Genomic DNA, 13813 nt, shown 5'->3' on the forward strand with positions numbered 1-13813 from the left:
CGCTCATGTCTACTATGCTCAATACTGATGCACCGCTCATTGACCATCTCCCTGATACTTTTAAAGCATCACTTTCAGATACTGCGAGAACTAAGCTGGCCAGCCTAGAAGCTGGACGCGAGATGTGGTTGCTGCCACCGTTGGTTGATTTATGTGCCCGTCTACGTGAACCAGGCCAACAACAACACGGTACGCTAAAGTCAGAAGGTTGCGCTGCTCGAGCCAATGGTTTTTTGCATGTAGTGACGCCACCCGATACCAATCCTATCTTAGAAAACGGCTCGCTGTTAAAAGGTTTGCGTGAGCGCGCGCTTGAAGATGGCGGTATTTATTTGCATATCCTGGGTGCACTAACGGCAGGTTTGGAAGGTGAGCGTCCGTCTAATATCGCAGGACTCAAAAAAGGGGGCTGTATTGCGGTCTCTAATGCACGTAGACCTTTTGCCAATGATTTGGTATTGCTGCGTACTTTAGAATATGCTGCAACCTTTGGGATGAAAGTATTCTTTTATCCTGACGAGTCCAGTCTGTCAGGAGATGGGGTGGCGCATGAGGGTTATATTGCCTCATATCATGGACTAAAAGGTATTCCATGGATTGCAGAGACTGTGGCCTTGTCTACTCAGCTATTGATGGTCGAAGAGACTGGAATAGCCGCTCATTTTAGCCAATTGTCATGTAAGTCTTCCATCGAGCTAATGCGCTGGGCGAAGGATAAAGGGTTGCCGGTTACCTGTGATGTGGCCATGCATCAGTTGTATTTAACCGATGACAACTTAGAGGGTTTTAACGCCCAAGCTTACGTGTTACCGCCACTGCGCAGTAATACAGATCAGCAAGCCATCCGTCGTGGATTAAAAAATGGCACCATTGATGCGATTTGTAGTCATCATGAGCCATTGAACAGTACTGCCAAAAAAGCGCCCTTTGCCGATTGTACGCCCGGTATTTCAAACTTTGATACCTTTATGGCGCTGGCATGTCAACTGGTCAATGATGACGTGCTAACGCTAGAGCAGTTGGTCGATAAAATCTGTCTGAATCCTGCAAAAATCGCTGGCATTAGCACGCAATATGAACACATTGGCGGTGCCGTATTGGTCGATCCGAATATCGAGTGGCAAGTCACTGCGCAATCGATGCTGTCAAATGGTAAAAACACGCCGTTCTTTAATCAGAAATTGCAAGGGCGCGTCGTGGAGACGTTCTTTGGCTAATTTTCCCCAACGGGACGAGGATTTACAGACATCTTCGAAGGCTAATCGCCATGACCGGTCAAGTCATGACGATAGGTTGCGCGGTGAATCTAGTGAGTCGATTAAAGCGGTGGCCGTCTATGAAGTGGCTAAAGGGGTCAGTGCGCTACTCGGGGCAGTCGCGTTATGGTTATGGCATACTGACCTTGAGCGTTGGCTCGCCACTGCCACAGAAACTTGGCAGCAGAACTTTGGTCATTTCCTTGCACCGCAAATCGACAGCACCGTGCGGATTGCCCAGCAGGCAAGTAAAAATTGGCCTTTATTTCTATTATTTATATTTGTCTATGCAGCGATACGTTTCATTGAAGCTTATGGCTTGTGGCAAGATAAGACATGGGCCTATTGGTTCAGCGTCATCGGCTACGGAATATTTATTCCCATAGAACTGTATTATCTGATCGCCCGTCCCTTTGACTGGTTTAAGCTGGCTATTTTTATTTTAAACATTGTCATCGTTATTGTGGTGTATCGTAATATGAAGCAAAAAGGTCTAATATAAAGCTTTATAGTCAGAGCACTTTTAAACTGCTACGGTGTTGCCCGTCCTAGATGTACTCAGTGTACTATAGTCAATCCACTATAAAAGCGTTACAGCGTTAACCTCGCTTGAGGTATTAAATATACATCTACACTCGGTTGCCTTGTACCACTTTAAAATTGAACCGACTATATCTGCGGTCGGTCGCCTTGTAGTGATTCTAAAATTCCTTGACTATAGATACTGATTAAAAAACCCAGCATAAAGTTAATGGCTTTATACTGGGTTTTTATTATCTACAAGCTTTTATAATTGATATTTTTATTGTTTACATAGTCAGTGAAAAGTAATATCAATAAATCACGCACTGCTGATATCAATTTTTCTTGCTTGCTGTGCCTGTGCAGACAGAGGCTACAAAAAATTAATATCAGCAGTATCGTAGCGTTTTAGAGTTCTTTGACTATAGCTCAACGGTTTTCTCATCTGTACGAATGCTTTTGGCGACTTTGCCGACGCTCAACCCTTGTACCAAGATGGAGAAAATGACGACGGCATAAGTAAGTGCCAATAAGATATCGCGCTCTGTGCCCATAGGCAATTGCAGTACTAGGGCAACCGAGATACCACCGCGCAATCCGCCCCATGTCAGCACTTTCCATGCACCAGCTGGCAAGTTAAGTTGACGGCTAAAGGTCTTAGTAGTCATGCCAACCACGATCAGCCTTGCTAGCAGAGCGATGATAATGGTCAGAGCACCTGCGATAAATAAGTTACCCGAATAGGCGATTATCACAACTTCAAGACCAATCAAAACAAACAAAATAGCGTTGAGAATCTCGTCTATTAACTCCCAAAACAAATCAATATAGTGGCGAGTCTTATCACTCATTGCCAGCTCGCGACCGCGGTTGCCGACCATTAATCCCATCATTACCATAGCTAGGGGCCCTGATAAATGCCAATGACTGGCCAGCGCGTAGCCGCCTATGACACCTGCTAAGGTTAATAGCACCTCCTCTTGGTAACTATCAATGCTCTTTAATAAATAATACAAAATCGCACCGAGCACTAAGCCAAAGACAACACCGCCACCAGCCTCGACAGCCAAGGTATGTGCCACGTAATTGGCGGTCGGAATATCACCGCTAGACAAAATCCCAAGCAGCAAGACAAAAATAACGACGCCGATGCCATCATTGAATAAGGACTCGCCAGCGATGACCGTTTCGATGCTCTTTGGCGCACCAGCCGATGCAAGGATACCCATGACCGCAATCGGATCAGTCGGTGATATTAAAGCACCAAACAATAAGCACCACAGAAAGGGTAGGCCAAAGTCAAATAGGGGCAGCATAAAATACAGGGCAGTGGCAATGAGTAACGATGACACTATGGTGCCGATACCTGCAAGAATACCAATGGGTAATTTATAACGTTTTAAATCACTAATATTGACATGCAACGCTGCTGCAAATAACAGCATAGAAAGCATGCCATCGAGTAGTACTTCAGTAAAATCAAGCTGCTCTAATAAGCTGACCTCATAATCAATGAGCTGGTCAAAGCCTAAAAAGCCCAAAAAAATCGCGCCGATAGATAAGAGAATGGAGATGACCATGACACCAATGGTGGTGGGCAAACCAATAAAGCGATGATTAACATAGGTCAATAAGGCGGTAATAGATAAAAAAATCGCGCTGATTTCAAGGATGGTCAGACTGGTGGTAGATGCCATGAAAGAAGTCTCAGGGTAAATGTAAAGATATCTCTAAGCCAAAAGCTTATGAGTGTTGCGTAAATAGAGTGTTCGTTCTTATCTGCTGGCATTCGATGTGCCAATAACTCAGATCATTAGCTTGATTCTGTCTGTAACGCCTTATCAATGTGGGCAGCAAACTCACCAACATATGCAAAATATTGATGGGCAGCGTCGTCGTCAAGGATAAATTGCTTTGCCTGTTGGCACATGGCTTTTAGATCATCGATTAATTCGATATAGCTCAGATTTTCCTCGCCTGCGCGCGCAACCAATTTCAGTTCGTGCAGCAGGGTTTGCTGTTGTGCTGTATTTACTCGAGCGTAGTTCAGATCGACCATTGCCTGACAGAGGGCTTTTAATACCATCAAGTCGGCAGTCGCGTAACGGCGTATTTCACCAAGTGAGGTATCAATAAAGTCTGATATTCTTGGCGTATGAGTGACGACAGCTAGCATTGTAAATCGTTGCTCACTGCCAGTATCAGCGTCGTCGTTTTGCGTTGGTGGCGTATAAAAGTGATAAGGACTTGGTGGTTGACGACGCATGATAATACTCAAGCAAGTGGTCAGTGACTGTACACAATTAACCGCCGTTTTGGGATCATTGATACCAGGAGACAGGGCACGCACGGCTATCTCGGTCATTTGTCCTAGACTATAAGCGATATCATTAGAGTGTGTTACGCGCTGCTCAATACGTATGCAGGTGGCAAAGCGCTGCCAAAAAATGCCATCGGGTGTACGCGGTATAACAGCCAAGTGTGCTGTCTTCGTCCTTTTTAGGTTGTTTGGATGATCAGCTGGGCGTTGATAAAAATAGCCAATAACGTTTTTGTCAGTGACAAAATCGCCAAGATTGGCATGGAGTTGCACCACGCCACCGTAGTCTTGTGTCAATGTGATCAACGATTCTAGATAAATTTGTTGTAAGTAACCACAGCTTGGCGAATAGATAGTCGTCTTCGGCCAAGCGTAAAACTGCTCAACGTCATTGTCTTCAACATCACGCTGATGTGTGATATCACACTGGTCACTATACCAATGGTAAATACTTTTAATCGCATCGTTGCTGGCATTTTGAATGACATGTGATGCTTGAATGGCATGTACCATATGTTGGACAAAATATACCAATAACAAGGCACAGATAATCGCCATGATAATGGCAAAGGTTACTGCTAATTGCGGCACACCAAACGCAACGTCATACTTATGAATCGACTTTAAGACCAATAAACTATAACTAAAGGTACCGATAAACGCACCAAGGACAAATTGGTTTGGCGTATCTGTCAAAAAATTACGTAACAATCGCGGCCCAAATTGCGAGGAGGCCATCGATAGTACGGCAATAGTTATCGAAAACGTGGTGCCTGCGACGCCAAGTACCGCCCCTGCAATCGCGGTCATAATTGCGCGTGCCGCATCATCATCGCCCGTAAAGGCAAAACTGAGCTCCCTGACGGTTTCACGGTCAAAGTGCTCATCAATCGTGACTAAGATAGGTGCGAGTATTATACCCACGAGTACACAAGCAGTCGGGATAAACCAATAAGAGCCAATCAAATGCTCCCAAAGGTTTCTAAAGCGATCAGGCAAGTCGGTTAGCGTCTTTAGCGACCATAACTGTGCGAGATTTTTTAATCCGTTTTGTCCTGTATTGACAGCGCGGGTAAAGAGGCTGTTTTTAGCATGGTCATTGGCTGCCATAGGTATTGAGGTATCCAAAATAATAGTTATTTGACAGTTATATGGCTTGGTTGGTTAAAATTCATCATCAGTTCAATATAAGAAATTACGGCAAGCATGACATCCAGCCGGGGTGGGTTTCCCTTGCTAACCGTACTATTACCGCTCAATTACTGATGTTACTCATATTGCTTTTGGATTGTCTGCTTCAGTAATGATAGTGTTTTTACCTTCGCGTCTACCAGCATCGGTTTTTACTGGTTGTTCGCCAGTGTCTTTAGGAATAACAATTTCATGGTCATGATTGTCGCAGTCTACATCGCTGTCTTTATCATACGCCACAGGGTCAAAATGCGGGACATCATTATGAACATCTGAAGTATCTTTGGCTAATTGCTGAGTTGGGGTAGTCATCGTTTTTCTAAACAGTTTGTCTCTCTTATGAGGATGAGAGTCAGCGTCGTCATTTGCTGATTTTTTGCGAGGCTCGCTGTTTGTGAAGATGGTGCCCAATGGTAAGTTTAGCTGTGCTTTGGCAAACGCCTCAGTATTCTCAAATCGAGTAACCAATAAGCTTAGCCAAGGTTTCTGATCTTCTTGATTCATCTCGTCCAGCTCGTCCTTGATAGGTAGCGGATAAGGCAATGTACGATAAAAGTCCCATAATGTCATGTTGCGCAAGTCTTTTTTAAGCACATAGTCATCGTCTTCGGTCATAGTAATGAGATTGCTATCTTGCAGATAGTTAATATAGGTATACCACTTCGGTAGCTCTTTGCGGCCCAGCACATTACGCAGTGCTTGCTCGCTAACCGCTTCACCCTCTAAGTGATGGGTATACACGAGATTTAGCATGTCTAACAAGCTAAGCAGCGGATGGCGCGGGTAGACTTCCTCAGTTTCAAAAATCGTCAAGGTATAACTAATCTCAACCCCTAATAAAATTAAATTCCAAGACAAATATATCCATAATAAAAAGATAGGTAGCGCGGCAAAAGCACCATAAATCGCCTCGTAACTGGTAAAGTTTGCCATCACAGTACCAAAAAGATGCTTCATCAGCTCAAAGACGATGGCAACAAAGATACCGGCAATCGCTGCATTTTTTGCTGGCACGCGAGCTTTTGGGATAAACCAATACATCCCGATAAAACCAGCGATGGTGATGCCAATTGAAACGGCTTGTACCCAAAAAGACCAATCAATGCCATAACCCGCAATTTGGCGGTTTAAAAAACTCAGGCTTTGCACGGTACTTGAAGCGATAAATGCCGTACCCAAAACCAGCGGCCCTAGGGTAACGATGGTCCAATAGCGCAGCATGCTTTTGATACCACCTGAACGATTTTCTACGCGCCAGATTTGGTTAAAAGCACGCTCAATGGTTGTCAAAGTCATGATGGTCGTAAAAAACAACACCATCGCACCGATGATGGTGAGGTTTGATGATTTTTCCGCAAAGCTATTGATATACTCGCTGACCTGCATGCTTGATTGTGGCAGCAAGTTGCTATAAATCACCTCATAAATCTGTGCTCTGACCGAAGCCAATGCTGGTACTGAGGATAAAATCATCAGTAGCACCGTTAATATCGGTACAATAGATAGCATGGTCGTATAGGTAAGTGACGCCGCTTTTTGTTGGCAGTTGTCTTCAAAAAAATGCCGAATCAAAAATCGTAAGAACTGAAACCAGCGTTGGTGTAAAAATGGGATTTTTTTTAATAAGTTTTCCATGTCGACCATTTAGCAGCGATAAGAGTGACAATAGTGTAACAAAAATGTACTATCCGCATCTGCCAAATAATTGTGTCAAAATGCACAGCGGCAACCGTTAACGGGTTTGGCTCGCTACAATGTCAAGCAGCGTTTGTTTGCATGTCAGTCAATGACTGGGGCATAATGTGCACATATATTCTGGTGTTTAATCCTGCACGATACATGGGCATAGAAGTGGCTGCGCAAAAATTGACAGCCTAATGGCAGCGTAAAACGCTGGTACACTGCGAATACTGCTAAAGACAATAACGTCGATGATTTTATGAGGAAGTTTTGCTAATGAGTCAGACCACCCCTTATGTTTTGGTGCTTTATTATTCGAGTTATGGTACGACTAAGACATTAGCATATGCGATTGCACAAGGGATTGAGGATGCTGGCATGACCGCACGTATCCGTACTGTGCCTACCGTTGCACCCGAAACCACGGCAAGCAAGCCTGCGATACCGGACGACGGTGATTTGTATTGCACGATGGATGATCTCAAAGATTGCAGCGGTCTGGCACTTGGTAGCCCGACGCACTTTGGCAATATGGCCGCGCCCATGAAATACTTTTGGGACAATACGGTCACCCTTTGGTTGGCAGGCAACCTACAAAACAAGCCAGCTTCGGTATTTACAGCGACCGGCTCGATGCACGGTGGTCAAGAGACGACACTGCTGACCATGATGTTACCGTTGATGCACCATGGCATGATGATCGTGGGTATACCGTATGCAGAACCCGCCCTCAATCGTACCAATCGTGGTGGTACGCCTTATGGTGTGAGTCATGTTAGCGGCGCGTTGCATGATCAACCGGTATCTGCTGATGAGCGTGAACTGGCAATTGCGCAAGGTCGTAGACTTGCCATTACGGCGACGGCTTTAGCACAGGCTAACTTTGGTCGCTAAGCCGCACTGATATATTGCTTATAAGGAAAAGATACTTCTAATGGCTATTAACCGTTCTGATAACGAGGCTAATGCCCCAATAGAAAAAGCTACTGACGCTGGCAAGCCTATTGCACCGATGCGTCAACGCTTGCTACTCACGTGGTTGGTTTGGATGGCATACCGGTTACTGGCCTTGCCGATTATGATCAGTGTTTTTAATCCGACTAGCCCTGATATCATTGGTGGCATTGCTTGGCAAACGCTGTGGTTGATTCCGGCTTTTATCTTGACACCAGTGATATTACGCGGCCGCTCGCCCTATATGTTATTGATTGGCAGTATGCTGACCTTAGTATACTTAGGGGCTAGTGGGGTCGTGCTGTTTACTCGTTTTTATGGTAGCAGCGTGATTGAAATTCTAGTCTATTTACTTGATTTTGTCTTACTATTTGCAATCAATGTTTGGTTATTTATTTTACTAAAGCGTCTGCCATCGATGAATAATGTCGTTAAGCAGCCTCGTTCTCGCTAGTCGTTCATTCTTGATTTACCAGCATAAAAAAGCGGCGCTCTGCATTAGAGCGCCGCTTTTTTTCGTCTTTTTACTAGTGTGATAAAAGCCTTAATTGACTTTGGTTAATTCTAAATCCATTTTTTTGCCATCGTTAATCTGACTTACTTTTACCGGTAAATAATCTAAGCTTGGCGCTAACCAAAAACTGGTAGAGCGGCTATTGTCATCATGGATACGATCGACACGCACGGTATCAAAGGTACCAGCTGGCACAGTGATTTTGGTATTGCCAGATTTTTTAAAGGGTGTTTTCTCAATTTTATCTTTCTTCGCCATATAGTAATTACCTGAGAATTTACCGTTCAGTAAATCTTGGCGAATTTGCACCTCAAGGCTCAAATCATCAAAGGCTTGCTGCGCCATACTCATGGTTGAGGTTTTGCCTCTATAGTTACTGGTGACCTTTTTGCTACTTGGGTTAAAGTCTAATTTATGTGTACGTCCAATACCTAGGAGCTTATAGGTGGTACTGGCCTGAGTTGGGATCACATTGTTACCATTGATGGTAAACGTACTATTTTGTGCCGCACTTGCGACGCCAGCCACCCGTGCATTGACATTGTACTTCCATGTATTGCCCGATTTGTTGAGCGTACGGGTAGCCGTGCCTTTATATTTGTCTTCAACGGTAAAGCTATAATTGGCGTTCGATGGTTGAATGGTTTTTGCGCTGGCAAGGGTAGGTGCGGTCATACTTAAAGCTCCGATAGCAGCAATACTGGCGCCCGAGGTCAAGGCGGTTAAGAGTTTGGACTTGCTGCGTGTGGTGTTATTAGAATCGGCTATTGATGACTTTTTATTTTTTGATAAAAAACTCATGGATGTTCCTTAGTTAATATGATGCTGATATAGCAGCTTTTATCGATAGTTCTTATTATGTTGATAGCTTATGTTTCTAGCCTCTATAATGGTCATACTCTGTTACATTTTCAAGAGCAACAGCAGACTGGCAGGTGTAGTGCTTGTAGCAAATGTTGCTATAAAGCTTGATCCAACGATTAGAGGTAACTTGCTGTAAAGTCAGAAATAAGAGACAAATAAAACATAGGTTTTATATTAAGTGCCGCATTAAGTACCGCGATTTAGCAGCCTTTCATTCAGTCTTTCATTCAGTCTTTCATTCAGTCTTTCATTCAGCCTTTTATCCAGCCAAAATTCCTCAATATATTCACTTCTCATTTTTCCAAAGTTCGTACATTATATTTGCCAAATAATATTAAATGGCAGAAAACACTGAATACCGAATTATCATTAGAATAATCTTGTAAATTTTTGGCGTTTACACTTGAAGCTAGCCCATCTTGCCCCCACTTTTTGATACAAGCTCAAAGCTTATCTAATGCTGCTTTTAAGCGGTAATGCTTATAGATATTGGTATTGAGACCATTAATTCAAATAAACCCTTATTGTAAATAACTAAATTATTGGAGACATATTGATGAATATTCGTCCTTTACATGATCGTATTGTTGTCCGCCGCATAGAAGAAGAAACAAAAACGGCTGGTGGTATCTTGCTTCCTGGTTCTGCTCAAGAAAAGCCTTCACAAGGTGAAGTGCTAGCAACTGGCAACGGTCAGATTCGTGACAACGGTGAAACTCGCGCGTTAGATGTAAAAGCTGGCGACAAAGTTTTGTTCGGTCAATATGCTGGTCAAACCGTGAAAGTTGACGGCGAAGAACTACTTATCATGAAAGAATCTGACGTATTGGGTGTGTTAGAAGGCTAGTCCTTTTGAGTATTCATTTATACTCAGCGCATTTTGACAATATCATTGAAACATTTAATTGCATTCTCATACTTATAATAGTGGAGTAATTTAACATGGCAAAAGACGTAAAATTCGGCATAGATGCCCGTAAACAAATGATGGACGGCGTAAACGTTCTAGCAAATGCAGTACGAGTAACACTAGGCCCTAAAGGTCGTAACGTGGTAATCGATAAGTCGTTTGGCGCACCTACCATCACTAAAGATGGTGTTTCGGTTGCCAAAGAAATCGAGCTTGAAAACAAATTTGAAAACATGGGCGCTCAATTGGTCCGTGAAGTCGCTAGCCGTACCAACGATGTCGCTGGTGATGGTACAACGACTGCAACGGTATTGGCTCAGTCAATCTTGCAAGAAGGCATGAAATCAGTTGCCGCTGGCATGAATCCAATGGATCTAAAACGCGGTATCGATAAAGCGGTACGTGCTGCTGTTGAGCAAATCCATTTGCTATCTACCCCAGCTGACGATTCAAAAGCGATTGCCCAAGTTGGTTCTATCTCTGCCAACTCAGATACCAAAATTGGTGAGTTGATTGCTCAAGCGATGGAAAAAGTCGGTAAGCAAGGCGTTATCACGGTTGAAGAAGGTTCAAGCTTTGAAGATACCTTAGAAGTTGTCGAAGGTATGCAGTTTGACCGTGGTTATATCAGCCCGTACTTTGCGAACAAGCAAGACAGCCTGACTGCTGAATTTGAAAACCCATATATCTTATTGGTTGACAAAAAAATCAGCAACATCCGTGAGATCGTGCCATTACTTGAGCAAGTCATGCAGCAGAGCAAGCCATTGCTAATCATCGCTGAAGACGTAGAAAATGAAGCATTGGCAACTCTAGTTGTGAACAACATGCGTGGCGGCTTAAAAACTTGTGCCGTTAAAGCACCAGGTTTTGGCGATCGTCGTAAAGCGATGCTAGAAGATATCGCAACGCTAACAGGCGGTACGGTTATCTCTGAAGAGATTGGTCTGAGCCTTGAGACTGCGACTCTAGAGCAACTTGGTACCGCTAAGAAAGTCACTGTCGGTAAAGAAAACACCGTTATCGTCGATGGCGCTGGTAACAAAGCAGATATCGAAAACCGTGTTGAGTCTATTAAACGTCAAGTTGAAGAATCAACGTCTGACTATGACAAAGAAAAGCTTCAAGAGCGTATGGCTAAACTGGCTGGCGGCGTTGCCGTTATCAAAGTTGGCGCTGCGACTGAAACTGAAATGAAAGAGAAGAAAGATCGCGTTGATGATGCGCTACATGCCACTCGTGCAGCGGTTGAAGAAGGCGTTGTCCCTGGTGGCGGTGTTGCTCTAGTTCGTGCAATGAATGCATTGTCTGAGCTACGTGGTGATAATGACGACCAAAATGCTGGTATCAATATCTTACGTCGCGCAATGGAAGCACCATTACGTCAAATCGTGACCAACTCTGGCGAAGAAGCCTCAGTGGTAGTTAACGAAGTGAAGAGCGGTAGCGGTAACTACGGTTACAACGCAGCTTCTGGCGAATACGGCGATATGTTAGAGATGGGTATCCTTGATCCAGCTAAAGTCGCTCGTTCAGCGCTAGAGAACGCAGCATCTGTTGCCGGTCTAATGCTAACCACTGAAGTCATGATTACTGATTTGCCACAAGGCGATGACGGTATGGCTGGCATGGGTGCTGGCGGTGGAATGGGCGGTATGGGTGGAATGGGCGGCATGATGTAATTTTACTTCTGCTGCAAAGCGATTTTTCTTCGTCAGATGCGCTTAATGTACAATAGGTACTATTTTCGCTAGTCTTCCTCGATAAATCGCTTTTCGCTAGAAGTATTACCAACGTACAAAGTCTGTTTAATCATTAAAGCCCTGTTATCGAAAGATAGCAGGGCTTTTTTTGCGTTTAATACGATAGTTAGCGTCACACAGAAAACTCCCAGCGAGCTGAGCTTACTGGGGTTTTCTATATCAAATTTGATTAATATTTCTAATATCAATTTAAATTTTCAATTAACTGATTATTAAGATATAGTTGTTATAGCGAATATATTCGCTATGAGTCACAAGCAACCAATCAAACCAGAAGGAATTAACAGATGAAAATACTATCGATTGTGATGGCAGTATCAGCGTTAGCTCTATTTTCTGTTCCTAGTTCAGCTGAATATAAATTTCAGAATAGTATGCAAACGTCTCAAAAAGAGATGAGCATGTCTCGGGTTGAACGGCCACAAGTGATGCAGCTGTCGTTTAATAACAAAGAACGCAATACCAATGAAAAGGAGATTTACGAAAAGGTTATGAAAAGTGCCAAAGCGAGCGGCTTTGAGCTCAAAGATATAGAAGCGATGAAAATAGCACATATCGTCAATGGCGCTTTAGATAATGAGCCGCCAGAAGCAGCGTCTATTAATATTAAAGTGACTATTCATCTAAAAAGACCAATTAAGATAGAGGTTGAGATTTCTCTATAATTTATTCGTTCTCTCATCAACAATTTTAAAAGCCATACTTTATGAGTCACTTACTCTATATACATAAAATAAGACCCTAATAGACTTTATATTTATTAGGGTCTTACAATTAGAGATTAATCACAGGCAGAGGTTGATTGAAGGTATTACTGCTACTGACTCGCCTCATCCCGTCTAAACGTCCACGTTTTATCATCAGAAGCATCTTCACAATAGTAGTATCCAGCCAAATCAAATTGCTTTAGCTGTTCAGCATTGGTCAGCTTATTATCTGCCGCATATTTCACCATTAGTCCACGCGCTTTTTTGGCATAGAAGCTAATGACTTTATAGTGGCCATTCTTTTCATCTTCAAATCTTGGCGTGATAATCTCCGCATTCAAGGCTTTCTTCTTTACCGCTTTAAAGTATTCATTAGAAGCAAGGTTAACCAAAACTTTGTCATCGCTATCAGCCATGCGCTTATTAATAATCTCAGTGATTTCTTCGCCCCAAAACTCGTATAAATTATCGCCACGCTCATTTTTAAGCTTAGTACCCATCTCAAGTCGATACGGCTGAATAAAATCCAGTGGCTTTAGCACGCCATAAAGACCGGACAAAATACCCAGATGTTCATTGACGTAGATAGCGGTGTCTTTGTCCATGTGATACATATCAAGACCCGTATAAACATCTCCATCAAACAAATAGCCTGCGGGTTTAGCATTACTGTCCGTAAAGTGAGTATTAGCACTCCAAGACCAGTCCTGATTGCGCTGTGCATTCAGCTGTGCCAAGTCATCAGAGATGCTCATCAGCTCTTGCAAATCAATCGGCTCTTTCGACTTCAGGATTTTCATCAGTGCCTGTGAGTGCTCAATCAGCTCAGGCTGACTATAGTAGTTGCCTAAATTGACTGGCACAGTGTCTTTTTCATTCAAAGATTTGGCAGGGGAGAGTACAAAATACATCGTTATTCCTTATTATAGTAAATCAATGACCGACCTATTGAGGTGTCAAGCTTTCTCATTATACGATATACACAGGTTTAACTTGACTTACTCGTCGCGGTTTTGTATTTTTTAACAGTATACTGGTAGTTTATAGTTATGTCACAGGTCGTTACTGATTCTCTTAGCCTATGTACCATAAGGGCTGACAAGTTAGTTGAAAAATAAAAATTTTTAATATA

12 protein-coding genes are annotated in these 13813 nt (G+C 43.2%); 7 read left to right on the top strand and 5 right to left on the bottom strand.

Annotation, left to right across the window (positions count from 1 at the left end; genetic code table 11):
* The first annotated feature begins 5 nt into the window (after positions 1-5).
* Entirely contained in the window at positions 6-1217 is a 1212-nt protein-coding gene (locus JMY08_RS11425; protein WP_201593434.1) for a dihydroorotase, read from the top strand.
* A complete protein-coding gene (locus JMY08_RS11430; RefSeq protein ID WP_227679667.1) occupies positions 1210-1758 on the top strand; it encodes a DUF2127 domain-containing protein in 549 nt (182 codons plus the stop codon). The genes JMY08_RS11425 and JMY08_RS11430 overlap by 8 nt, the downstream gene beginning before the upstream one ends.
* Before the next feature lie 442 nt (positions 1759-2200).
* Here the strand turns inward: JMY08_RS11430 and JMY08_RS11435 are convergent, their stop codons facing one another.
* The 3 genes from JMY08_RS11435 to JMY08_RS11445 all read right to left on the bottom strand — a co-directional run bounded on the left by JMY08_RS11435 (position 2201) and on the right by JMY08_RS11445 (position 6924).
* The gene (locus tag JMY08_RS11435; protein WP_201593436.1) at positions 2201-3475 is read right to left on the bottom strand and encodes a cation:proton antiporter; all 1275 of its coding nucleotides are present in this window, start codon (positions 3473-3475) and stop codon (positions 2201-2203) included.
* A 116-nt stretch (positions 3476-3591) separates the two neighbouring features.
* On the bottom strand, positions 3592-5208 hold the full coding sequence (locus tag JMY08_RS11440) for a DUF2254 domain-containing protein (RefSeq protein ID WP_201593438.1): 1617 nt from the start codon (positions 5206-5208) through the stop codon (positions 3592-3594).
* 162 nt (positions 5209-5370) lie between these two features.
* Positions 5371-6924, bottom strand: a complete 1554-nt coding sequence (locus tag JMY08_RS11445; protein ID WP_201593440.1) for a YihY/virulence factor BrkB family protein — start codon at positions 6922-6924, stop codon at positions 5371-5373.
* Between the two features lie 321 nt (positions 6925-7245).
* On the opposite strand from JMY08_RS11445, the gene wrbA reads away from it, so the two are divergent.
* Both wrbA and JMY08_RS11455 read left to right on the top strand, forming a co-directional pair.
* On the top strand, positions 7246-7863 hold the full coding sequence (wrbA, locus tag JMY08_RS11450) for an NAD(P)H:quinone oxidoreductase (RefSeq protein ID WP_201593442.1): 618 nt from the start codon (positions 7246-7248) through the stop codon (positions 7861-7863).
* Positions 7864-7903: 40 nt separating this feature from the next.
* Positions 7904-8377: a hypothetical protein gene (locus JMY08_RS11455; RefSeq protein WP_194621007.1), complete on the top strand. Its 474-nt coding sequence runs from the start codon at positions 7904-7906 to the stop codon at positions 8375-8377.
* Between the two features lie 90 nt (positions 8378-8467).
* Here JMY08_RS11455 and JMY08_RS11460 read toward each other — a convergent pair whose 3' ends face one another.
* Positions 8468-9238: a DUF3108 domain-containing protein gene (locus tag JMY08_RS11460; protein ID WP_201593444.1), complete on the bottom strand. Its 771-nt coding sequence runs from the start codon at positions 9236-9238 to the stop codon at positions 8468-8470.
* Positions 9239-9854: 616 nt separating this feature from the next.
* On the opposite strand from JMY08_RS11460, the gene JMY08_RS11465 reads away from it, so the two are divergent.
* The 3 genes from JMY08_RS11465 (at position 9855) to JMY08_RS11475 (ending at position 12639) form a co-directional block, all read left to right on the top strand.
* On the top strand, positions 9855-10148 hold the full coding sequence (locus JMY08_RS11465; RefSeq protein WP_025652227.1) for a co-chaperone GroES: 294 nt from the start codon (positions 9855-9857) through the stop codon (positions 10146-10148).
* Positions 10149-10243: 95 nt separating this feature from the next.
* A complete protein-coding gene (gene groL / locus JMY08_RS11470; RefSeq protein ID WP_189586337.1) occupies positions 10244-11893 on the top strand; it encodes a chaperonin GroEL in 1650 nt (549 codons plus the stop codon).
* A 368-nt stretch (positions 11894-12261) separates the two neighbouring features.
* Positions 12262-12639: a hypothetical protein gene (locus JMY08_RS11475; RefSeq protein WP_201593446.1), complete on the top strand. Its 378-nt coding sequence runs from the start codon at positions 12262-12264 to the stop codon at positions 12637-12639.
* 152 nt (positions 12640-12791) lie between these two features.
* On the opposite strand, the gene yaaA is transcribed toward JMY08_RS11475, so the two are convergent.
* Positions 12792-13592: a peroxide stress protein YaaA gene (yaaA, locus tag JMY08_RS11480; protein ID WP_189586344.1), complete on the bottom strand. Its 801-nt coding sequence runs from the start codon at positions 13590-13592 to the stop codon at positions 12792-12794.
* Between the last annotated feature and the right edge of the window lie 221 nt (positions 13593-13813).

The organism is Psychrobacter sp. Pi2-51 (genome assembly GCF_904846665.1).
Classification (GTDB): Bacteria; Pseudomonadota; Gammaproteobacteria; order Pseudomonadales; family Moraxellaceae; genus Psychrobacter; species Psychrobacter glaciei.

What these genes read in the sequence shown, in the direction of transcription:
- yaaA (WP_189586344.1), bottom strand. Translation starts at nt 13,592, where the DNA reads ATGTATTTTGTACTCTCCCCTGCCAAATCTTTGAATGAAAAAGACACT.
- JMY08_RS11460 (WP_201593444.1), bottom strand. Translation starts at nt 9,238, where the DNA reads ATGAGTTTTTTATCAAAAAATAAAAAGTCATCAATAGCCGATTCTAAT.
- JMY08_RS11425 (WP_201593434.1), top strand. Translation starts at nt 6, where the DNA reads ATGTCTACTATGCTCAATACTGATGCACCGCTCATTGACCATCTCCCT.
- wrbA (WP_201593442.1), top strand. Translation starts at nt 7,246, where the DNA reads ATGAGTCAGACCACCCCTTATGTTTTGGTGCTTTATTATTCGAGTTAT.
- JMY08_RS11440 (WP_201593438.1), bottom strand. Translation starts at nt 5,208, where the DNA reads ATGGCAGCCAATGACCATGCTAAAAACAGCCTCTTTACCCGCGCTGTC.
- JMY08_RS11455 (WP_194621007.1), top strand. Translation starts at nt 7,904, where the DNA reads ATGGCTATTAACCGTTCTGATAACGAGGCTAATGCCCCAATAGAAAAA.
- groL (WP_189586337.1), top strand. Translation starts at nt 10,244, where the DNA reads ATGGCAAAAGACGTAAAATTCGGCATAGATGCCCGTAAACAAATGATG.
- JMY08_RS11445 (WP_201593440.1), bottom strand. Translation starts at nt 6,924, where the DNA reads ATGGAAAACTTATTAAAAAAAATCCCATTTTTACACCAACGCTGGTTT.
- JMY08_RS11475 (WP_201593446.1), top strand. Translation starts at nt 12,262, where the DNA reads ATGAAAATACTATCGATTGTGATGGCAGTATCAGCGTTAGCTCTATTT.
- JMY08_RS11435 (WP_201593436.1), bottom strand. Translation starts at nt 3,475, where the DNA reads ATGGCATCTACCACCAGTCTGACCATCCTTGAAATCAGCGCGATTTTT.